Raw genomic sequence first — 20,085 nt, 5'->3', positions numbered from 1 at the left:
TATCCGTTTGAAACGTGATCACTGGTAGCTTGGTCGGCAGCCATGCGGGAGAGTCCGCCGGTCCGCGTTCCCCGACGCGGATTGGGTGGCGCCGAAGGGGCAAATCCTCCCCGGAACCTCTCAGGCAAACGGACCGCGTGGGCAGGCGACTCTGAAGTGCTCACCATTCCCAGGGTGGGTATGACAGAGGGGGAGGCCGCCTTGTCGACCTTCTCGCTCTGCGCTTGGAGCCGCCATGACGTTCGCATCCCGGCACATCGGACCGGACAATGACGAGCAAACCCACATGCTCAAGACCATCGGGTACGCGTCCCTCGACGCCCTGATGGACGCCGCCATCCCCGAGGTGATCCGCTGGCACGGCACTCTCTCGCTGCCCCCGGCCGCCTCGGAGGAGGAGACGATCGCCGAATTGCGGTCGATCGCGGCGAAGAACACGGTCGCGACGCCGATGATCGGCCTGGGGTATCACGGCACGTTCACGCCCGCCGTCATCAAGCGGAATGTGCTGGAGAATCCGTCCTGGTACACGGCCTACACGCCGTATCAGCCGGAGATCAGCCAGGGTCGCCTGGAGGCGCTGCTCAATTTCCAGACCATGGTGACCGACCTCACGGGACTGACGACGGCCAATGCCTCGATGCTCGACGAGGGCACGGCGGTCGCGGAGGCGATGACGCTCGCCAGGCGTTCCTCAAAATCCAAGTCTTCCGTGTACGTGGTTGACGCCGACACCCTGCCGCAGACGCTGGCGGTGTTGCGGACCCGGGCCGAGCCGCTGGGGATCACGCTGGTCATCGCCGATCTCTCGGACGGCGTCGCCGCCCTGCCGGCGGAATATTTCGGACTTCACCTGTCATATCCCGGTGTTTCCGGCGCGGTTCGGGATCACGCAGCCCTTGTTGACGCCGCCCACTCCGTCGGGGCGCTCGTCACCGTCGCGGCCGACCTGCTGGCGTTGACGCTGCTGCGGCCGCCGGGCGAGATCGGGGCCGACATCGCGGCCGGTACCACACAGCGCTTCGGGGTGCCGCTCGGCTTCGGCGGGCCGCACGCGGGCTACCTCGCGGTGCGGGCCGGGCTCGAGCGCTCGCTGCCGGGCCGCCTGGTCGGGGTGTCGAAGGACGCGGACGGCGCGCCCGCGTACCGGCTCGCCCTGCAGACCCGTGAGCAGCACATCCGCCGGGAGAAGGCGACCAGCAACATCTGCACCGCGCAGGTGCTGCTGGCCGTGATGGCCAGCATGTACGCGGTCTACCACGGTCCGGACGGGCTGCGGGCGATCGCGAAGCGGGTGCACAACCACGCCCTGACGATCGCGGGGAGCCTCGCCGCCGGCGGGGTGACCGTCGCGCACAATGCGTTCTTCGACACGGTGACCGCCGTCGTGCCCGGCGGGGCCGCCTCGGTGGTCGCGGCCGCGGCCGAAGCCGGCATCGACCTGCGACTGGTCTCCTCGGACGAGGTCTCGGTCTCCTGCGACGAGACGACGACCTCCGCGCACGTGGCGGCGGTGCTCGCCGCTTTCGGCGTGAGCCTCGCGCCCGCCGCCGACTGCGGGGCCAAGCCGCTCGGCCGCACCAGCGAGTTCCTCACCCACCCGGTGTTCAACACCCACCACTCCGAGACGAGCATGCTGCGCTACCTGCGCAAGCTTGCCGACCGGGACTACGCGCTCGACCGGGGCATGATCCCGCTCGGCTCGTGCACGATGAAGCTCAACGCCACCACCGAGATGGAACCGGTCACCTGGCCTTCCTTCGCCGACATCCACCCGTACGCCCCGGCGTCGCAGACGGTCGGCTACGAGCACCTGATCGGGCAGCTGGAGACGTGGCTCGCCGAGATCACCGGGTACGACGCGGTCAGCGTGCAGCCGAACGCGGGCTCGCAGGGTGAGCTGGCCGGCCTGCTGGCGATCCGCGGGTACCACCGCTCCCGCGGCGACCTGCATCGCGACGTCTGCCTGATCCCGTCCAGCGCGCACGGCACCAACGCGGCCAGCGCGGTCATGGCCGGCATGCGGGTGGTCGTCGTGGCCTGTGACGCCCTCGGGAACGTGGACCTCGACGACCTCGACGCCAAGATCTCGGCGCACGCCTCGTCGCTGGCCGCCATCATGGTGACCTATCCGTCGACCCATGGCGTGTACGAGGCGTCGATCGCGGCGCTCTGCGAGAAGGTCCACGAGGCGGGCGGCCAGGTGTACGTCGACGGCGCCAACCTGAACGCGCTGGTCGGGTACGCCCGGCCCGGCAAGTTCGGCGCCGACGTCTCCCACCTCAACCTGCACAAGACGTTCTGCATCCCGCACGGCGGTGGTGGTCCCGGCGTCGGCCCGGTCGCGGTCCGCGCCCACCTGGCCGACTTCCTGCCCGGCAACCCGGGGCAGCCCGGCGACCACCACGCGGTCTCGGCGGCCCCGCACGGCTCGGCGGGCATCCTGCCGATCTCGTGGGCGNTGGAGAATGTGGTGGTCAGCCTCTTGCGCGAGGCTTCTGGCGGGGCTAGAAATCTTGCACGCCGTCAGAGACGGAGGCCCGGCCGAAGGGGGAGACCTCGAGGCCGGTCAGCAGGCACCGGGACACNGGTTGGTTCGCGAGAGCGAGTCGGCTGGGTCANCGGAGCTCGCGACAAGGGCTTTCCGAACTGCCGAGCCACCCCGGGATGGCGCCGTTCCGGGCGGTGAGCACCGAGTCGACCGGGGCTTGCCACGGCTGGGTCAGGTGATGCCGGCGTGCTCCGCAGGCGCGGCGGGCCGAGCGATCGGACCGCACACGCCACTGGAGTTCGAGGGCCCTTCCATCTCATACATGGAAGGGCCCTCTCTTACGTTCAGCTCCATTGTCCTCGACACACCCGACCTCCCCGCGCAGCGACACGCCGTGCTCCGGCCGTCAGGGTGCGTACGAATCCGATTTCTCCGTGATCAGCTGGACCCGTTCTGGGTCGAGCAGTGGGCGGTCCTGGACGACGAGGACGGCGACCGGGACGCCGCGGCGTCCCTCCGCCGCATCGCCGCGGTGGTGCGAGCCGGGTTCGAGAAGCGGACGGCTCGCCCACTTCCCGCGGTGCGGCCAGATCGGTCCTGAATCCGGCATCACCGGGCAGCCGTGCCGCCGCGTGCGTCGAGTTGCCGGCGCAGTGCCGCTGCTTCCTCGGCACGGTCCAGCCCGTCGAGCACATCCGCCAAGGTCCCGTACGCCGAGAACAGCTGCCCGCCGAATACCGCCGGCAGCTGCCGGACGAGCGGCGTATAGAGGTTGATCGCCTCGTCGACTGCTTCCAGGGCCCTGTCGAATTCGGCCCGCACGTTCACGCACACCCACGCAAAGGACCACAACGACATGGCGAGGTCGGGCAGGTAGGCCTCCGGGTTGGCCTCGGCCAGCCGCCGACGGATGGTGACGGCGTCCTCGGCCGGGGTCAATGCCTCCTCGCCTCGCCCCAGCCCGGACAGGCGGACCCCGAGGTTGTTCAACGATTCGGCGAGATCGGGCAGGTAGGCGTCCGGGTTGGCCTCGGCCAGCCGTCTGCGGATGGCGACGGCTTCCTCGTCCGCCGCCAACGCCTGCTCACGCCGTCCCAGCTCGTACAGGAAATAGCCGAGGTTGTTCAGCGACATGGCGAGGTCGGGCAGGTAGGCGTCCGGGTTGGCCTGAGTGAGCCGGCGGTGCAGGGCGACGGCTTCCTCGGCCGGGGTCAGGGCTTGATCACGCCGCCCCAGCCTGGACAGGAAAGCGCCGAGGCTGTGCAGCGAAATGGCGAGTTCGGGCAGGTAGGCGTCCGGGTTGGCCGCGGCCAGCCGCCTGCGGGCGGTGACGGCCTCCTCGGCCAGGGTGAGGGCCTGCTCATGCCGCCCCAGCCTGGACAGGAAGGTGGCGAGATTGTTCAGCGACCTGGCAAGGTCGGGCAGATAGGCATCCGCGTTGGCCTCGGCCAGGCGCCGATGCAGGATGACGGCTTCCTCGCCCGGAGCCAGGGCCAGCTCCCGCCGGCCCAGCTCGGACAGGATGGTCCCGAGATTGTTCAGCGATATGGCGAGGTCGGGCAGGTAGTTGCCAGGGTTGGCGTCGGCCAGCCGCCTTCTGATCGCGACGGCTTCCGCGGCCGGGACCAGGGCGTACTCACGCCGCCCCAATCCCGACAGGAAGGTGCCGAGATTGTGGAGCGACGTGGCGAGTTCGGGCAGGTAGGCGTCCGGGCTGGACTCGGCCAGCCGCCGATACAGCCCGACGGCCTCCTCGGCCGGAGCCAGAGCCTGCTCACGCCGCCCCAGGTTGAACAGGTGGTTGCCGAGGTTGCTCAACGATCCGGCGAGGACGGGAAGGTAGGCGTCCGGATCGGCCGCGGCCAATCGCCGGCGGATGGTCGCGGCTTCCTCGGCCGTAGCCAGGGCCTGTTCACGGCGCCCCAGCTCGGACAGGCGGATACCGAGATTGTTCAACGACGTGGCGAGCGCCGGCAGGTGGGCGTCCGGGCTGGAAGCGGCCAGCCGCCGGTACAGGCTGACGGCTTCCTCGGCCGGGGCGAGAGCCTCCTCGGTGCGGCCGGCGTTGGCGAGCCGGTAGTCGTGGACGGCGTGCAGGCGAGCCTGCTGGACCGGGTCGGTGGTGTGGGCGAGGCGGTGGCCGGTGAGCACGCCGGTGATCGCGGCGGCGGCGATGTCGAGGTCGATGTGCCGGTCGGCCGGCAGAAGCGGTTCGATGGCTTCCAGCACGGCCGGGTCGATGCCGGGAAGTCCGGCGAGCCGCGTGAGGGTGGCTCCGCCCGCGGCGACCAAGAGGTCCGGCCGGTTGCGAGCGAGGGGATACACAATGCCGGTGGCGATGTGGGGCCAACGGTGGGCGGTCTCGACCAGCACCGTGAGCGCGGCCGCCGTCCAGGCCGGCGGTGGCCCGTCGGCGGTGAGCAGGTCGGCGACCGCCCGAAGGCTCCAGTCGCGTTCGAGGCCGGTGACCGCGTCATCGCGGTGGTCATGGCCGGGGATCGTCGCGGCGATCAGGTCCTCGCCGAGCCGGTCGGGGTGCAGCGGCTCGAACACACTGCCGGCGGCGGCCGGCGGGTAGCAGTAGGTGTGGTCATCGATGATCCGGTCGGCGGTCTCGGCCGTGCCGGCGAAACCGGTGCAGGCCAGGGCGCGCCGGGCGACCGGCCGGGGCTGGACACCGGTGAGGGTCGCGGTGACCACCGCCCGGTGCATCACCTCCGGCGAGGTTGACACCACCATCGCCCCACCGGGAGCGTGCAGGTCGCGCCAGTACGCCTGCTCGCGGCGCAGCAGGTACGCCGACACGGCGTCCGCCCGCACCGGTGTCTCATGCCCGTGCCGGTGCGCGTCGACGGCGGCCAGGGCGGCCATGTGAACGGTCAGGACCTGCGCATAGTCACCGGAGGCCAGATCGGGCACCGGCCATGCCGCCGAATCGATGCCCATGGCGGCGGCGAACCGGCCGGCGGCGGCGGTGAACAGGCTCTGCCGGTCGTCGTCGCTGTCGGCGGCCAGCGGCGGCAACGCCAGCTGGCCGGTGTCGATACCGTGCCGGCTGTCGGCCCGGTCGGCGACCGCCGGCCACCAGTACCCGGCCGCGCGGGCCAGCAGCAGCACCCGCACACGTGCGCCGCTCCGGGCATGCAGGGCCTGCATCTGAGCCAGCATGGCCAGCAACGCCGAGGCCGGCCACCGGTCGGCATAGTCGGCCACCACCAGCACGGCACCCGCGGCCAGATCGGCCCGCGAGGCCGGCACCCCGCCGGGCGCCCCCGCTTCGACCGGAGTATGGGTCACCTGCCACACGGTCCACCCGGCCGCCCGGCTTTGGGCGGCCACCTCTCCGGCGAGACGCGTCTTGCCCTGCCCGCCCGCACCGTGCACGAGCAGCGCGGAGACCGGCTCGACGCTCCCGGCCCAGGCGGCCAGCCGGTCCAGCGTCCGCTCACGCCCGGTGAACGGCACCACCTGATGCCGGGCCAGCAGCAACCGGCTCGGCTGCGCCCGAGCCTTGGCCACACCGACCGGCACCGCCGTGTCCCGGGCCGGCTCCACCCGGTACGAGGGCCGATCCACGCTGATGGTCACATCCCCGTCCACGCCCGCGATCTGCACGACGTCGCCGAAGACCACGCTGCCGCTCACCGTCTGCGCCGAGATGGGACGCGGGCCCCACAGTCGGGTCACCGGTCGATCTCGGCATCGCCGCCGACATCGTCGACCTGCCACACCGGGCCGGCCGTCGACGATCGCGCCACCGACTGTCCCTCCCCGCCCTCGCCCGCCGCCGGTGCCGATCCCGGCGGCGGCGATCCCGGCGGTAGCGGCGATCCCGGCTGCGCAGATCCCGGCGCCGCCGATCCCGGCGATGGCGATCCCGGCGATGGCGTGGTCGGTGTCCCGGACGAAGCCGGAGCCGGGGCGATACGAACGCTGCCTCGAACCCCGCGAACCTGGGTCACGCCTCCACCGATCACCGAATCGCTGACCGACTGTCCACCGCGCCTCCGGCGGGCCCCGGCTGCCCCCGCCACCGCCAGGCCCAGCCCGGCAAGACCCACGAACAGCCCGAGAACACTCGCCCACTTGTCGGCCTTGTCCAGCCCCTGCACCGCCAGGAACACACCCAGCCCGGCGACCAGCACCCCACCGGCGAACGCCACCGCCCACTTGCCCACACGATCACCTGCCGCCACCACTCCATCGTGGACCGTGCCGGCCACCCGCGGTATCACCCGCTCCGCCCAGCCGTTCCGGCCGGTCTCCCGAAATGGGGTGGCGGGCACGGCCGTTCTTGATCATGCTGGCCCGATGGACAGCGAGCTTGTCGATCACTACGGCGCCGAGCGGGCCGAGGACACGCGGCTGCGGCGGTCGGCGCACGGCCGGCTGGAGTTCCTCCGGACGCGGGAGCTGCTCCGCCGCCGGCTTCCGGAATCCAGCGCCAGTGTGCTCGATGTCGGCGGTGCCACCGGCATTCATGCCGCCTGGCTCGCCGCGGACGGCCATCATGTTCACGTCGTCGACCCGGTGCCGGCTCACGTCGATGCGTCCGCGGCCCTGCCCGGCGTCACGGCCGAGGTCGGCGACGCGCGACAGCTCCACGTCCCGGACGGCAGCGTCGACGTCGTGCTGATGTTCGGGCCGCTCTACCATCTGACCATCGCGGAGGACCGGGCGCGCGCCCTGGCCGAGGCCGTGCGCGTGCTGCGCCCGGGCGGGCTGCTGGCCGCGGCCGGAATCAGCCGCTACCTGTCGCTGCTGGAGGCCGGCAGCGACGGGCAGCTGACGAACGAGCTCGAGCCGGCCATCCGGCAACTGATCGCGACCGGCGACTACGACGGCCACGTGGGTTTCATGCGCACCCACTTCCACACCGCCGACGAACTGAGGGCCGAGGTGTCCGCCACCGGCCTGGACAACGTGGCCGTCTACGGCATCGAAGGCCCCGCCTGGCCGGCCCTGGACGCCGCCGGCCTGGACGCTTTCGACGACCTGGTGGACGGCGCGCTGCGCTGCGCCCGGCTCGTCGAGCAGGACCCGCTGCTGATCAACGCAAGCGCCCACCTCCTCGCGATGGCCCACGCCTAAGTCCCGCCACTCGCCGGGGGCGGGCCCCGCCGCGCCGCCTCAGACCGCGCCGCGCCACAAACTCGCCGCGCCACAAGGCACCCCGCCCCGCTTCAGGACGCGCCGTCCCGCAGGCCCGCCGCGCCGCAAGGCCCGCACGCCACCTCAAAGCGCGCCGTCCCGCAGGCCCGCCGCGCCGCAAGGCCCGCGGCGCTGCAAGCCGTCCGCGGGGGCTCAGAGGGCGCCGAAGAAGGCTCGCAGGTCGGACGCGAGCTCGGCCGGCGCCTCCATGGCCGGGAAATGACCGCCGGCCGGAAACTCCGTCCATCGAGCGGAAGCGGGCGCCGGCACGAGGCGGCGGACGGTTTCGTCGGCGCCGAAGACTGCGAAGGCCTGCGGCACCGTTACCGGGCCGCCCCAGTCCATCGAGTGTGCCTGGTCGTAAAGGGTGTGCGCGGCCGTCCCGCCCGAGGCCGTGAACCAGTAAAGGCTCACGGTCGTCAGCAGCTGGTCGTCGTCGAACGGGAGGCGGGTCCACTCGTCGAACTTCTCGGCTATCCAGGCCAATTGGAACAACGGTGAGTCGGTCAGGCCGTACGAAATGGTCTGTGGTCTGGATTGTTGAATGGCCAGATAGCCGGACCCTTCGCGGCGGAACGCCTCCATCCGGTCGAGGATCAGCTTGTCGACCGGGTCGTTGGCGTCGAGGCGGTCGGCCATGCCGGGCAGGAAGGTGGCGGTGGCCGCGGCCGTCATCGGATCGGCCACGACGTGCACGCCGGTCACGTGGGAAGGCGCCAGCGAGGCGACTCCGCCCGACACGCCGGCGCCGATGTCGCCGCCGTGCACCCCGTAGCGGTCGTAGCCGAGCCGCTCCATGAGCTCCACCCAGGCCCGGGCCGTCCGCGTCATGGTCCAGCCGGGCGACGAGAGCGGCGTCGAGAAGGCGTACCCCGGCAGCGACGGCACCACCAGATGGAAGTCGTCGAGCAGTGGCAACAGGCCCAGGAACTCGGCCGGCGAGCTCGGATAGCCGTGCGTGAGGATCAGCGCCGGAGCGTCGTCCCGCGCCGACCGCACGTGCAGGAAATGCACGGTCTGCCCGTCGATCACGGTGGTGAACTGCGGATACGAGTTGAGCCGCGCCTCGGCCGCGGGCCAGTCGAAGCCCTGCCAGCGGGCGGCCAGAGCACGAAGGCGAGCGTCCGATATGCCCCGAAAGCCGGCGGAGGAGTCGGAGAAAACGGGCCAGCGAGCCGCCGCCAGCTGATCACGAAGGCGGGCGACGTCGGACGAAGGAATCTCGATGCGGAAGGGAAGAATGCTCATACCACCGGACGCTAGGACCGATCGCGGACAGTTTCGTTCCGCATTGACGGCCACGATGGACGGATGCTCGAGACCTCCGCGCGCCTGCTACGCCTGCTCTCCCTGCTGCAGAGCCGCCGCGACTGGACCTCCGCCGACCTGTCGGACAAGCTCGGCGTCACCACCCGGACCGTCCGCAAGGACATCGACCGCCTCCGCCGCCTCGGCTACCCGGTCACCGCGCGCCCCGGCGTCTCCGGCGGCTACCGCCTCGGCAGCGGCGGCACCCTCCCTCCCCTCCTGCTCGACGACGAGGAAGCGGTCGCCGTCGCCGTCGGGCTGCGCACGGCCGCCTCCGGCTCGGTGACCGGCATCGAGGAGACCTCGATCAGGGCCCTGGCAAAGGTCCTGCAGGTGCTTCCCTCGCGGCTGCGACGCCGCGTCCAGGCCATTCAGGCGTACGCGATGCCGACCCCCTCCCCCGATCCGACCGTCGACGCCGATGTGCTGACCACCATCGCCGCCGCCTGCAGGGACCACGAGCGCCTCCGGTTCGACTACCGCGCGCACGACGGCGGCGAGACCCGGCGCGACGTCGAGCCCTACCGCCTCGTCCACGACCGCCGCCGCTGGTACCTGCTCGCCTGGGACACCGGCCGCGCGGACTGGCGCACGTTCCGCGCCGACCGCATCACCCCGCGGGTCCCCGGCGGCCCCCGATTCACCCCGCGCCCACTGCCGCCCGAGCCGCAGATCACCGCGATGGCGACCCGCGGCCCCTGGCGCTATCAGGCGCGGGTCGTGGTCCACGCCCCCGCCCAGCACGTCCGCGACCACATGCCGATCCCGGTCGAGGTCATCGAGCACGGCCCGGACCGCTGCGAGTTCACGCCCGGCTCCGACCACCCGCTGATGCTCGCCCTCAACCTGGGCCTGCTCGACGCCGACTTCACCGTGGAGGAGGGCACCGAGCTCGCCGAGGCACTGACCGTCCTCGCCGACCGGTATCGCCGCGCCGTAGCGAAATGAGGATCAGAAAGCGTGCGGATCCAGCGTCCGGTGCAGGAACCGCCGCTCCCGCATGGCCTCCACCGCCGGGTGAGTGGCCCCCAGCGCCCCGGCCAGCCGCCGCACCGCCTCCTGCTCCTCCTCCGACGTACCGGACGAGCCCGACGTACCGGACGAGCCCGACGCGCGAGACGAGCCCGCCGAGCCGGCCGAGCCCGACTGAAGCAGCCTCCGCCGCATCAGCACGAGGTTGGCCACCGACCGCGCCGCGTCCGGATGCTCCACACCCAGCACGCGCTCGGTCCGCGCAGCCACCGGCTCCAGCAGCTCGAGCCCGCCCGCCACGTCCCCCGCCTCGGCCAGGCAGATGGCCTGGTTCATCCGGGCCGCGAGCGAGTACGGATGGTTCTCCCCCAGCGCCATCTCGAACCCGGCCGCCCCCTGACGCGCCAGCTCCCCCGCCGCGAGCGGATCGCCCATCGCCCGGACCACCGCCGAGCGGTTCACCACGCAGACCTCCGTGTACGGGTGCAGATCGCCGAACCGCGCCCGGTAGTGCCGCTCCACCTCGGCCAGCTCGTTGCCCGCGCTGCGCGGCTCCCCGATCGCGAGCAGGTTCACCGCCCGCGAGAGGCGGCAGAACAGCGTCTCCGGCGCCTCCGGCCCGAGCAACTGGTTGAGGTTCTCGTACGCCGTCTCCAGCCGCGTGGCTGCCTCGGCCGCCCGCCCGGCGCTGCGCTCGGACACCGCCAGGTTGGTCATCGCGCCGTACGTCCGGGGCGCCGCGTCCCCGAGCACCTCCCGGTGCCGTTGCAGGATGTCCCGCAGCAGCGTGATCGACTCGTCGTACTCCCCCGCCTCGCGCAGGTCCCGCCCGAAGTTCGAGCCCGCCGTCAGCGTCAGCGTGTGCGTCCGCCCGACGATCAGCATCGCCCGGTCGTAGACCTGCCGGGACCGGTCCCGGGCGGCCCGGATCTCGCCGGCCATCCGCAGCGAGGTGGCGAGGTTGTTCTGCGCGTTGAGCGTGCGCGGATAGTCCTCCCCGAAGTACTCGATCCACGCCGCCGTGGTCTGCTCGTCGAGCTTGCGCGCGTCCGCGTACCGGCCCAGCGCCCGCAGGTCCCGCCCGAGCCCCGCCGCCGTGATCAGCGTGTGCGGGTGGTGCTCGCCGAGCAGCTCCCGCTGGGCCGCGACGGTCTCCTCGTCGATCCGCAGCGCCCGCTCGAAGTCGGCCCGGTCGCAGAGGATGTTCGCCAGGTTGTACCGCAGCTGCAGCAGCTGCCGATGCAGGGCGAGCCGCTCGGCGCGGCCGGTGAGAGAGGGGTCGGTGACCTCGGCCAGCATCCGCACCCAGCGCTCCTCGAACTCCTCGCCCGCGCGCTGCCCCTCGGCCAGGCCGCCGGAGGTCCACAGGTACCGCAGCCGGTCGATGATCAGCTTCCGGACGGCCTCCTCGCGCGACTGCCAGGCCCGCGACACCTCCAGGTGCGGCCAGATCCGCTGGAACTGCGGCCAGTTCGCCGGATCGTCGACCTCGCCGGCCGGCCGGGCCGCGGCGAGCACCAGGTGCGCCTCCCGGCGGGCCTGGTCGCGCTGCTCGGCGGTCATCCGCTGCCGGACCACGCTCTGGATGATCCGGTGCACCCGGATCGTGCCGGTGCCGACGTCCAGCTTGAGCAGGGCGAGCCGGTTGATGTCCTGCACCAGCCGGCCGCGGTACATCGGCTCGCTGACCATCGAGTCGAGCGGCTCCAGCAGCGAGGCCATCCGGTCGCCGTAGACCAGGTCGAGCGCCACCTCCGGGGCCAGCACCGAGCACAGCTGCAGCAGCCGGTACGCCCCGGGCGAGCGCTCCCCGAGCCGCCGCAGCGACAGGTCCCAGACCGGTTCGAGGTTGTCCGGGACGAACTGCTCGATGTGCGTCAGGTACTCGCCCACCGGCGTGCCCGTGTCGGCGAGCCACGCGCCCGCCGCCGCCACCGCGATCGGCAGGTCGCCGAGCGCCTCGCCGAGGCGGGCCGCGTCGTCGAGCCGCATGGCCGGGACCCGGCGGCGCAGGTGCGCGATGCTCTCCCGCCGGTCGAAGACGTCGACCTGGATGGTCTCGGCGCGGTCGCTCCACTGCGCGTCCCGCGAGGTGATCACGACGTGGCCGCCGGGCCCCTTCGGCAGGAACCGGGTGACCGCCTCGATGTCCTCGGCGTTGTCGAAGATCACCAGCCAGCGGGGCAGGGTGGCGCCGCGGCCGAGCGTGGACAGCGTCGCGCGGGCCTGGTCGGCGATCGTGCCGCCGCCGGTGAGGCCCAGCTCCCGGCCGAGCTCGGCGAGCTGGGTGTCGATGAACGTGACCGGGTCCGAGTTGATCCACCAGACGAAGTCGTACGCGTTGCGGAACCGGTGCGCGTACTCCATCGCGACCTGCGTCTTGCCGATGCCGCCCATGCCTTGCAGGGCGACCGGGGACGCGCCGGAGAGCACCACCGGGCTGCCGCTGGTCTGCAGCCGCGTGCGCAGGTCGTCGAGGTCGTCCTCGCGGCCGGTGAACTGCACGTTCCGGATCGGCGCGTTGAAGATCAGCGTGTTGCGGCCGGGGAAGCGCAGCCCGATCCGCTCCCGGTCGAACGTGGCGTGATGGCCGAGCAGCTGCAGCAGCCGGGCGACCGCGACCTCCTCGGTCTGCCCGACCAGGAACACCGAGTCGGCCTCGGTCTGGCCGCGCAGCGGGCGCACGTCGGCCACGTACACGACCAGCGGGGTGCGGGCGTCACCGCGGTCGCGCGGCACCCGCGCCTCCTCGGCGTCCACATTGGCCGGCGACACGATGGTCAGCGGCCGGCCGTCGGGCATCGGCGCGCTGTCCGCGTCGAGCCCGGTCGGCACCGGGTTGACCGTGACGCCGACCGCCCGCAGCACCCGGGAGATCCACTCCGCCCAGAGCCGGTCGTCGGGGGCGAAGCGCAGCGCGACGGCGGTCTCGGGCAGCACGGCCGGGCGGACGAAGCGGGCCGCGGTGCTCTCCCGCAGCGACTCCTCCATCGGCGGCATCGACCCGACCTCGCCGTCCGTGAGGTATCCGACGAGCGTCTCATAGGCGGCCAGCATCGACGTGCGCGACCCGGGCCGGTCCCCGAAGGTCGCCAGAGTCTCCTCGTACGCGTAGAAGGGTTGGTAAGGAACCTCGACCGTGGACCAGTAGGCCTCGCGCTCGACCGGAGTCATGCCGCTGGGCAGGCCGGTGAACCGCTGCCGCGCGGCCAGCCGTCCCGCGTCGGCGCGCTTCTTCTCGGCCAGGTCGACGCGCATCGGCACCGGCAGGATCCGGATCGGGCGGCGCCCCTTCTGCCGGGCCACCCCGGCCGCGACCGTGGCGGCGCCGTCGATGCCCTGCTCGCTGAACGTGAAGCAGTCGACGAGCACGTCGGGCATGTGGACGGTGCAGATGCCGGCCACGTCGCTCCAGCCGGTGCGGCTGTCGAGCAGGGCGTAGTCGTAGTTCTGCTTCATGTCCTCGCGCATGGCGTCGAAGAGCTGCCCGCCGCCGTAGCGGGTGTAGAACTCGTCCCAGTCACGCTCGTAGACGCTGCGGGCGTAGTCCTGGTTCTGGTTGCCGGCCGGGAGGAAGTCGAGGACGCCGCCGCCCGGGAAATGCTCCCAGGAGAGGCGGAACGAGTGCCGGCCCACCCGCGCGTACTCCATCGGCCAGTCGTCCGGCCGGGGCCCGTCGACCATCGTGGCCTGCTCGTACCGGCGGACCAGCTCGATGATGCCGCCGGCCGTGTCGTACCGCGCGGGGTCGACGAACGGGCGGAAGAAGCGGTGCAGGCCCGGCGACTCGAGGTCCCAGTCGGCGACCAGGACCCGCTTGCCGTTCGCGGCCAGGATCCAGGCCACGTTGGCCAGCGCCATCGTGCGGCCCGTCCCACCCTTGTAGGAGTAGAACGTGACCACCTTGCCGGCGCGATCCATCATGTGCTGCCCTCTCCCGCTGTCCCCCGAGGCGGCGCCCAGACTATCGGTCAGCCCCGCTGTTTCCGGTCAGGCCCAGTGTTTCGGTCAGGCCCAGCCGTCGAGGGTCTCGGCCATCCTCCCGGTGAAGTGCCGGCCGGCGGGCGTCAGCCATTCCCCATCCAGCAACGCAGCCACGGCCGCGGCGGTCCACTCTCGATACATCACATAGCGCGGCCTCAGCGCCGGGTCGCGCTCGCTGCGGCGCCGCCAGATGTCGGCGATCGCCAGATGGGCGTACGCGCCCTGAAGCACCAACTCGATCGGGCGTGGATCGGGCCGCCACCCGACCGGAAGCACCGCGTCGCAGGACGGGTCCACGAGGTCGATCAGATCCAGGACGGCGCCCATCTTCGAATGCTGGAACTCATGCACGAGCAGGACGGCCAGGTCTTCGGGGTCGGGCGTGAAGGCGATGCCGAGCGCGCCGAAGGCGTCGCGGGAGGTGGCGCTGCGCCGGGTGCCGTCGGCGGGCGGCATCAGCGGCGTGATGGTCCTGACCCCGGCGCGCAGACCGGCGGCGTACTCCGGCGCATCCGTGAGGACCACTTCCCAGGCGGCGGCGAGCGCCGCTTCCCACGGCGAGTCGGCCGCCGCGACCGGGAAGCCGTAGACGTCCCGGTAGGGATCGACGTCGTCGATCATCACGGCCGCTCCACCCAGCGAGGTCTTACGTCCATATATTTCGGAGATGTCGTCCATGCGGTGGAGGTCGGGCTCGGGGTCCTGCAGGCAGCGAACGGCCCACGCCCGCACATAGGGCTGCCCGAGAGCCGTGTTGAAGGCCGCCAGGCTGGAACTTTCCAGCTCCGGAAGCCCCCGCCCGCCGAACCGGGCGATCACCTCCCCCACCAGCGCCCGGTTGATCGCCAGTTCCTCCGCGGCGAGCGCCCCGACGGCCGCCGCGCTCCCCGCCCCGTACGCGAGCGAATCGAAGACCTCCGGCGGCAACGATCCTATTTCGGAGGGCGGCGCGGGCCGCGAGTTGATCCCGATGATGAGCTCCTTCAGGTCGTCGCAGTACGCGGACGGGTTGTCGAAGCCGTTCCCCGGCCGGTAGCGGTGCGCGGTCAGCCCTCCCCCGCACTGCCGCACCACCTCGCACGCCCGGCAGGTCGCCGAAAGCACGGCCAGCCCGCCCTGCCGCCGGCGCATCGCCGGTTGCGCGAGCACCTCGTCCGCGCTGTGGCCGAAGACGTCCAGCCCGGTGGCCGCGGCGCCGTCCCAGGTGGTCTTCATCGAGTCGGGCTCCTCCCACGACCCGTCCGTCTCGATCACCACGAGGTCGCCGGCGTCGATCCCGAGGGCCTCGGTGCCGCTCGGCCCGCCCAGCGCCAGGGACCGCACCGAGTCGAACAGCCGGATCGGCACCGGCCGCCCGTCCGCCACCCACCGGTCGTGAACCGCCAGCAGCCAGGCCGCATAGCCCGGCGCCGGCGGATGCTCCCAGGTGGCGTGCGGCAGCAGCAGGTCGATCCGCGGCGGCTCCTGGGCGATCAGCGCCTCGTACACGTCGATCGGGTCATTGGCGAGGTCGATGGTGCACAGCAATCCCGCATAGATCGGCCGATATCGGTCCGACCGCAGGAGACCGACCCCACCGAGCGTCCGCTGATGACTCGACGCCCCGTTCCGGAAGATCCGATGACGGTCGTTGGAGGACCGATCCCCGTCGAGCGACACGCCCACCTTCACGCCGAACGACAGCAACACCGACGCATGCGCGGCGTCGAGGCGTACCCCATTGGTCTGCATCCGGAGATCGAGCCCGCACACAGCCGTCACCGTTGCGGTGAGCGAGGCCAGATGCGAGCGGAGGCGAGCGGGCCCGAGCAGCAGCGGCTCCCCGCCGTGCAGGATCACGCTCACCGACGACAGCCCGTGCGCCGCCGCGTGCTCGGCGATGCGGGAAGCCGCGGCCCGCACGGTCTCGGCCGACATCAACGCCGGCCGCGCCCGCCAGGACTGGTCGGCGTGCTCGTAGACATAGCAGTGATCACACGCGAGGTCGCACCGGCTCGCGACCTTCAGCACGAAGTGGCGCAGCGGGCGCCACGGCTGACTCACTCCCCGTCAGATTCCCGAGGAGAACGGCGTCACCCCACCGCGATCGCGGCGCACGATCCGCCGCACGACCTGCGCGGAAGCGGCGCGGTCGATGCGGTCGATCGGCGCGGTGCGGGCCTCGTCGAGCGGCGTCCTGGGCGTTTTTTCCACGCCTGCGAGCATAGACAACACTCGAGGTCATGTCACGGCCACCGGATGTGACGGCATAGGGTATGCGGCATGCCCGATCCGGAGATCACGGTCCTGGAGGCGCTGCACTCCACGCCGGCCCGCCGCTATCTGTCGCCCCAGCCGATCGGCGACGACATCGTCCGCAAGCTCCTCGACGCCGCCATCCGCGGTCCCAACGGCGGCAACACGCAGCGCTGGGCCTGGATCGTGCTGCGCGACCCCGCGGTGAAGGCGCAGATCGCCGCGTTCTACCGCGAGGGCTGGGAGAAGCTCTACGGCGTCCACCGCGACGTGATGCTGGCCCAGCCCGAGTCCACCGACGGCCGCGGTCCCGCCAACTTCCGCGCCGGCGACTACCTGGCCGCACACATCGAGGAGGCCCCGGTCTGGATCTTCCCGGTCCTGCTGGGCGCCGCGAAATCCACCAATCCCCGCCTGGGCGCCTCCGTCTACGGCGCCGTCCAGCAGCTGATGCTGGCGGCCCGCGCCTACGGCATCGGCTCCACCCTGACCACGCTCTACTCCGGCCACGAGGAGGAGACGAAGGCCCTGCTGGGCCTCCCCGAGGACGCGCTGACCATGGCCCTGGTCCCGCTCGGCTACCCCAGCCGCGGCCGCTGGACCGAGCCGAGACGCCGCCCGCTCGACGAGGTCGTGTTCAACGACAAATTCCAGGCCCCTTAGCCGTACGGGGGGACGCGAAGTACCCGTGGTTCAGGCCCGGCGCCGTCGTTGCTCACGCCTTTGCCGCCGCCGCCGGGCTGAGCTGCCCACTCACCCTCAGAGCTCGACGCAGAACTCGTTGCCCTCCGGGTCCTGCATGACGACGAGATCACCCTGGTCGTCGAACACGGTCGCGCCCAGCGCCTCGAGCCGCTTCACCTCGGCCGCCACCCCGTCCGGCGCGCGCAGGTCGAAATGCATCCGCAGCTTGGCCGTCCGGGGCTCGGGCACCCGCTGGAACCACAGGTTGGGCCCGCCCCACCCGGCCGCCTCGACGAACGCCTTGCCGGAGGTGGAGTCCTCCTCCAGCTCACCACCGAGCGCCGCGGCCCAGAACCGGCCGACCACGAGCGCATCCCGGCAGTCGAAGGTCACGCTCTTGACATAGGTCGCCATCGCCTCATTCTCAGCGCCCGGCCGCCCTCCGTCGACCGGTTTCCGCGCCCGGCCAGGCGTTCAGCTCAGCACACGCTCCGCCCGCTTGCCGACCTCGCGCAACGTGAAGGCGGCGAAGATCTCGTTGACCCCGTGGAAGATGGCCCACACCCCGACCAGCGTCAGCAGCGTGAACAGCGACCGCTGCCAGGAGTGCACCGCCCAGATGCCGAGCACCAGCTCCGCGATGCCCAGCAGCAGCCCGGTCCACCACCACGAGACCTTGGGCCCCGCCAGCGCCGCGATCACGTGGAAGATGCCGAAGAAGACCAGGTACCAGGCCACGAAGATGGACACCACGTACAACGTGATCCCGGGCCAGACGAACGTGAGAATGCCGGCGATCACGCCGAGGACGCCGGCCACGATGTACAGCCAGCGCCAGTCCCGCACCCGGCTGGCCACCACCAGCTGGGCGACCCCGCCGAACAGGAAGGCCACGCCGACCAGCGCGGCCACCACGCCCAGGGTTCCGGGCCGGTAGGACAGGACGTACAGGCCCAGAATCGTCCACAGAATTCCCAGGATCAGGAACCACCACCATGCCCCGGTTACGGCACGCGTGCCGGCCCGAGCGCTGTCCCGCAACGCATCCGCCGGATCCGCAGTTGTCATGGCCGATCTCCTCTCGGACTTAGAGATCCCGTCTCACGTCCCAGTGTCGACGCGGATCTCCAAGAACGACAGAGGCCGATGCCCAGACCAGGGTACGAACCAGTGCGATCACGGGTGCGACGCCCCGATCCCGGGGAGCATTCGCAATCTTGATCGTCACGTCGTGATCGTCGGAGCGGGCTGCCGGCACGACGACCTTCATCGGACGGCCAGGGCCCGCGCGCTTGGCCGTCACGACACGGTCGTAGTTCCACAGCAGCTCCAACGTCATCGGGAGGTTCCGGCCGCGGATCTCGATCGAGTATCCGCCGGTGCGCGGGCCTTGGCGCGGGAAGGTCCATTCCGCAAGCTGGGGACAAGCGGAGGCCGTACCTTTCGCCACCGCAAAGGTCGCGTCCGGATCCGCCCGGTGCGCGGTCACCAACTGGTGCAGGATCGCGTAGACGGAGCGATCCCAGCAGTCCAGACCGGACACGGTGACTCGGTCGTGCCGTCGCCCCGCCAGCCCCCACAGATCGGCTCGCCCATGGAAAGCCGCCAGGCAGGCGGCCGCGGCCCCCTCGTAGGTGCTGCGTAACGGTTCTTCCAACGGCTCGACGCCCTCGGCCGCCCGCGCCACGCGAGCCAGTTCGAGCGTCGCCCAGCAGTCCCCCTGCATGAAGTTGGTGTAGGCGGCCTCCGCGGTGCCTCCGCCTCCGCCGGTCGGAGCGAAGTTGTGCAGCCAGCGGATGAACCACCACGACCGCCGGCAGCTGGCCGGGATCGGCGGCGAAGTCGGCACCGAAGGCTGCGCCCATCGTGCGGGCGACCCGTTCGGTGCTCCAGAAGATCGCCGGGGTGAGCAGCGCGGCCACGGTTGTCCGCACGGACACCGGCCACGGGTCGATCCCGGTCGCCGCTCGGCGGATCACCCGTCCGTAACCGGCGAGCAGGACCGACACGGTCAGGGTCAGCGGCAGGAACAGGACGTTGAGACTTTTGAGCAGGTAGTCGGTGGTCGTCAGGTTCATCGCCGAGACGTCGAAGCCCAGCTGGCGAGCTTGGAACCGGGTGCGGACCCAGCCGAAGTAGTACAGAGCCGCGGTGGCCGCCCCGACCGTCACACCGACGTCGGCCAGCAGCCGCCCCAGCGTCGAGGTGGTCGCGCTGTCGTGCGAGCCCTCGGCGGCCGGCTCCGGTGTGCGCGCGGGCGGTGGCATCTCAGCCGCCGGCGGCCGCGAGGCCGACGCGAGCGACGCGGCGGACGGAACCGCCGTCGGATCAACGACGTACGGCACGCGGCGGGCGTGGCGGCGACCGCACCCGCCGCGGATCTAGACGGTGACGTCGACCAGGCCGCGGCGGCCGGCGGCGTCGCGGCGGCTTTCCAGGACGGCGGCCTTGTCCGCGGCGATGACCTGGACGGGGGCGCCGGCCTGGAGGTCCGCGTTGAGCCTCTGGTAGTCCGTGCGCAGGTGCACGCCGGCGATGTGGCTCTCCCACTGGGCGCCGGCCGCGCCACCGATTCGCATGCTCATCCTGAACTCCCTTCTTGGGTGATGCGACCGCGATAATCGGCGACCGTTCCGCAACCATGAGCCGCTCAACCGTGACCTGGGTCACTCCCCCGGAGATATATACGCGGTGTATACCTCCGGGGTATGGTGGCGGCATGAGCGTTCCTCTCACCCTGCTCGGCCTGCTCGAACGGCAGCCCAGCCACGGGTACGACCTCAAGCGCGACTACGACCTCTGGTTCGGCCACGGCCGCGCCCTGCCGTTCGGCCAGGTCTACTCGACGCTCGCCCGGCTGGCCCGCGACGGCAAGGTGGTGATGGACGAGGTCACCCCGGGCGAGGGCCCCGAGCGCAAGCGGTACGTGATCACCGACCGCGGCGCCACCGAGGTCGACACCTGGCTCACCGAGCCGGTCGCCCCCGAGCCTCACCAGCAGACGGTGCTGTTCGCCAAGGTCGTGCTCGCGCTGATGCTCGACCGCCCGGCCGAGGAGTACCTCGACACCCAGCGCCGCGCCCACCTGGCCCGGATGCGGGAGCTCACCGAGGCCAAGCGCACCGGCGGCCTGGTCGAGGGCCTGCTCGCCGACCACGGCCTGTTCCACCTCGAGGCCGACCTGCGCTGGATCGACACCACCTCGGCCCGGCTCGACGCGCTGCGCGCGCAGGTGAAACCGTGAGTCGCGCCGGTGAAGC

The 20,085-nt window shown here is 71.7% G+C and carries 18 protein-coding genes and 1 riboswitch; of the genes, 8 read left to right on the top strand and 10 right to left on the bottom strand.

Annotated elements, in window-relative coordinates:
• Positions 1-35: 35 nt before the first annotated feature.
• Positions 36-146: riboswitch (glycine riboswitch) on the top strand.
• Positions 147-235: 89 nt separating this feature from the next.
• Entirely contained in the window at positions 236-2,689 is a 2,454-nt protein-coding gene (gcvP, locus tag A3CQ_RS0138930) for an aminomethyl-transferring glycine dehydrogenase (RefSeq protein WP_020516389.1), read from the top strand.
• Between the two features lie 196 nt (positions 2,690-2,885).
• Positions 2,886-3,092 carry a hypothetical protein gene (locus A3CQ_RS55615; protein WP_157296837.1) on the top strand — a complete coding sequence of 69 codons (207 nt, stop codon included), beginning with the start codon at positions 2,886-2,888 and terminating at the stop codon, positions 3,090-3,092.
• Between the two features lie 8 nt (positions 3,093-3,100).
• Here A3CQ_RS55615 and A3CQ_RS0138920 read toward each other — a convergent pair whose 3' ends face one another.
• Both A3CQ_RS0138920 and A3CQ_RS0138915 read right to left on the bottom strand, forming a co-directional pair.
• Positions 3,101-6,178, bottom strand: coding sequence for a tetratricopeptide repeat protein (locus A3CQ_RS0138920; RefSeq protein WP_020516387.1), 3,078 nt, complete (start codon positions 6,176-6,178; stop codon positions 3,101-3,103).
• Positions 6,175-6,714 carry a hypothetical protein gene (locus A3CQ_RS0138915; RefSeq protein WP_026206689.1) on the bottom strand — a complete coding sequence of 180 codons (540 nt, stop codon included), beginning with the start codon at positions 6,712-6,714 and terminating at the stop codon, positions 6,175-6,177. The genes A3CQ_RS0138920 and A3CQ_RS0138915 overlap by 4 nt, the downstream gene beginning before the upstream one ends.
• Positions 6,715-6,802: 88 nt before the next feature.
• Here A3CQ_RS0138915 and A3CQ_RS0138910 point away from each other — a divergent pair, with 88 nt between their 5' ends.
• Positions 6,803-7,582 carry a class I SAM-dependent methyltransferase gene (locus A3CQ_RS0138910; protein WP_020516385.1) on the top strand — a complete coding sequence of 260 codons (780 nt, stop codon included), beginning with the start codon at positions 6,803-6,805 and terminating at the stop codon, positions 7,580-7,582.
• Positions 7,583-7,795: 213 nt separating this feature from the next.
• Here the strand turns inward: A3CQ_RS0138910 and A3CQ_RS0138905 are convergent, their stop codons facing one another.
• On the bottom strand, positions 7,796-8,890 hold the full coding sequence (locus A3CQ_RS0138905; RefSeq protein WP_020516384.1) for an epoxide hydrolase family protein: 1,095 nt from the start codon (positions 8,888-8,890) through the stop codon (positions 7,796-7,798).
• A 63-nt stretch (positions 8,891-8,953) separates the two neighbouring features.
• On the opposite strand from A3CQ_RS0138905, the gene A3CQ_RS0138900 reads away from it, so the two are divergent.
• Positions 8,954-9,898, top strand: coding sequence for a helix-turn-helix transcriptional regulator (locus A3CQ_RS0138900; RefSeq protein ID WP_020516383.1), 945 nt, complete (start codon positions 8,954-8,956; stop codon positions 9,896-9,898).
• 3 nt (positions 9,899-9,901) lie between these two features.
• On the opposite strand, the gene fxsT is transcribed toward A3CQ_RS0138900, so the two are convergent.
• From fxsT to A3CQ_RS61350, 3 genes are all read right to left on the bottom strand, one after another.
• On the bottom strand, positions 9,902-13,846 hold the full coding sequence (gene fxsT, locus A3CQ_RS0138895; protein WP_020516382.1) for an FxSxx-COOH system tetratricopeptide repeat protein: 3,945 nt from the start codon (positions 13,844-13,846) through the stop codon (positions 9,902-9,904).
• A gap of 84 nt (positions 13,847-13,930) precedes the next feature.
• Entirely contained in the window at positions 13,931-15,949 is a 2,019-nt protein-coding gene (locus A3CQ_RS0138890) for an FxsB family cyclophane-forming radical SAM/SPASM peptide maturase (RefSeq protein ID WP_020516381.1), read from the bottom strand.
• Between the two features lie 6 nt (positions 15,950-15,955).
• Positions 15,956-16,099, bottom strand: coding sequence for a hypothetical protein (locus A3CQ_RS61350; RefSeq protein ID WP_020516380.1), 144 nt, complete (start codon positions 16,097-16,099; stop codon positions 15,956-15,958).
• A gap of 69 nt (positions 16,100-16,168) precedes the next feature.
• On the opposite strand from A3CQ_RS61350, the gene A3CQ_RS0138880 reads away from it, so the two are divergent.
• Complete coding sequence (locus A3CQ_RS0138880) at positions 16,169-16,804, top strand: nitroreductase family protein (RefSeq protein WP_020516379.1); 636 nt, start codon at positions 16,169-16,171, stop codon at positions 16,802-16,804.
• A 96-nt stretch (positions 16,805-16,900) separates the two neighbouring features.
• Here the strand turns inward: A3CQ_RS0138880 and A3CQ_RS0138875 are convergent, their stop codons facing one another.
• Genes A3CQ_RS0138875 through A3CQ_RS0138865 form a run of 3 tightly spaced genes read right to left on the bottom strand, consistent with a single transcriptional unit; the run spans position 16,901 to position 18,674 of the window.
• A complete protein-coding gene (locus A3CQ_RS0138875) occupies positions 16,901-17,239 on the bottom strand; it encodes a VOC family protein (protein WP_020516378.1) in 339 nt (112 codons plus the stop codon).
• Positions 17,240-17,299: 60 nt separating this feature from the next.
• Entirely contained in the window at positions 17,300-17,893 is a 594-nt protein-coding gene (locus A3CQ_RS0138870; protein ID WP_157296835.1) for an HdeD family acid-resistance protein, read from the bottom strand.
• A 19-nt stretch (positions 17,894-17,912) separates the two neighbouring features.
• A complete protein-coding gene (locus A3CQ_RS0138865; RefSeq protein WP_020516376.1) occupies positions 17,913-18,674 on the bottom strand; it encodes a hypothetical protein in 762 nt (253 codons plus the stop codon).
• 17 nt (positions 18,675-18,691) lie between these two features.
• Between A3CQ_RS0138865 and A3CQ_RS63795 the strand changes: the two genes are divergently transcribed.
• Entirely contained in the window at positions 18,692-18,814 is a 123-nt protein-coding gene (locus tag A3CQ_RS63795) for a hypothetical protein (RefSeq protein WP_020516375.1), read from the top strand.
• Positions 18,815-18,976: 162 nt separating this feature from the next.
• On the top strand, positions 18,977-19,210 hold the full coding sequence (locus tag A3CQ_RS0138855; protein ID WP_020516374.1) for a hypothetical protein: 234 nt from the start codon (positions 18,977-18,979) through the stop codon (positions 19,208-19,210).
• Here A3CQ_RS0138855 and A3CQ_RS0138850 read toward each other — a convergent pair.
• Positions 19,207-19,410 carry a hypothetical protein gene (locus A3CQ_RS0138850; RefSeq protein WP_020516373.1) on the bottom strand — a complete coding sequence of 68 codons (204 nt, stop codon included), beginning with the start codon at positions 19,408-19,410 and terminating at the stop codon, positions 19,207-19,209. The genes A3CQ_RS0138855 and A3CQ_RS0138850 overlap by 4 nt on opposite strands.
• A gap of 134 nt (positions 19,411-19,544) precedes the next feature.
• Between A3CQ_RS0138850 and A3CQ_RS0138845 the strand changes: the two genes are divergently transcribed.
• A complete protein-coding gene (locus tag A3CQ_RS0138845; RefSeq protein ID WP_020516372.1) occupies positions 19,545-20,069 on the top strand; it encodes a PadR family transcriptional regulator in 525 nt (174 codons plus the stop codon).
• Positions 20,070-20,085: the final 16 nt, after the last annotated feature.

This window comes from Paractinoplanes globisporus DSM 43857 (genome assembly GCF_000379645.1).
Classification (GTDB): Bacteria; Actinomycetota; Actinomycetes; order Mycobacteriales; family Micromonosporaceae; genus Actinoplanes; species Actinoplanes globisporus.
Note: the sequence above shows the minus strand (reverse complement) of the source record. Positions and strands in the feature narration are given on the sequence as shown.

Coding starts and splice junctions, on each gene's coding strand:
- A3CQ_RS0138910 (WP_020516385.1), top strand. CDS start 6,803: ATGGACAGCGAGCTTGTCGATCACTACGGCGCCGAGCGGGCCGAGGAC.
- A3CQ_RS0138905 (WP_020516384.1), bottom strand. CDS start 8,890: ATGAGCATTCTTCCCTTCCGCATCGAGATTCCTTCGTCCGACGTCGCC.
- A3CQ_RS0138900 (WP_020516383.1), top strand. CDS start 8,954: ATGCTCGAGACCTCCGCGCGCCTGCTACGCCTGCTCTCCCTGCTGCAG.
- fxsT (WP_020516382.1), bottom strand. CDS start 13,846: ATGATGGATCGCGCCGGCAAGGTGGTCACGTTCTACTCCTACAAGGGT.
- A3CQ_RS0138880 (WP_020516379.1), top strand. CDS start 16,169: ATGCCCGATCCGGAGATCACGGTCCTGGAGGCGCTGCACTCCACGCCG.
- A3CQ_RS0138875 (WP_020516378.1), bottom strand. CDS start 17,239: ATGGCGACCTATGTCAAGAGCGTGACCTTCGACTGCCGGGATGCGCTC.
- A3CQ_RS0138870 (WP_157296835.1), bottom strand. CDS start 17,893: ATGACAACTGCGGATCCGGCGGATGCGTTGCGGGACAGCGCTCGGGCC.
- A3CQ_RS0138850 (WP_020516373.1), bottom strand. CDS start 19,410: ATGAGCATGCGAATCGGTGGCGCGGCCGGCGCCCAGTGGGAGAGCCAC.
- A3CQ_RS0138845 (WP_020516372.1), top strand. CDS start 19,545: ATGAGCGTTCCTCTCACCCTGCTCGGCCTGCTCGAACGGCAGCCCAGC.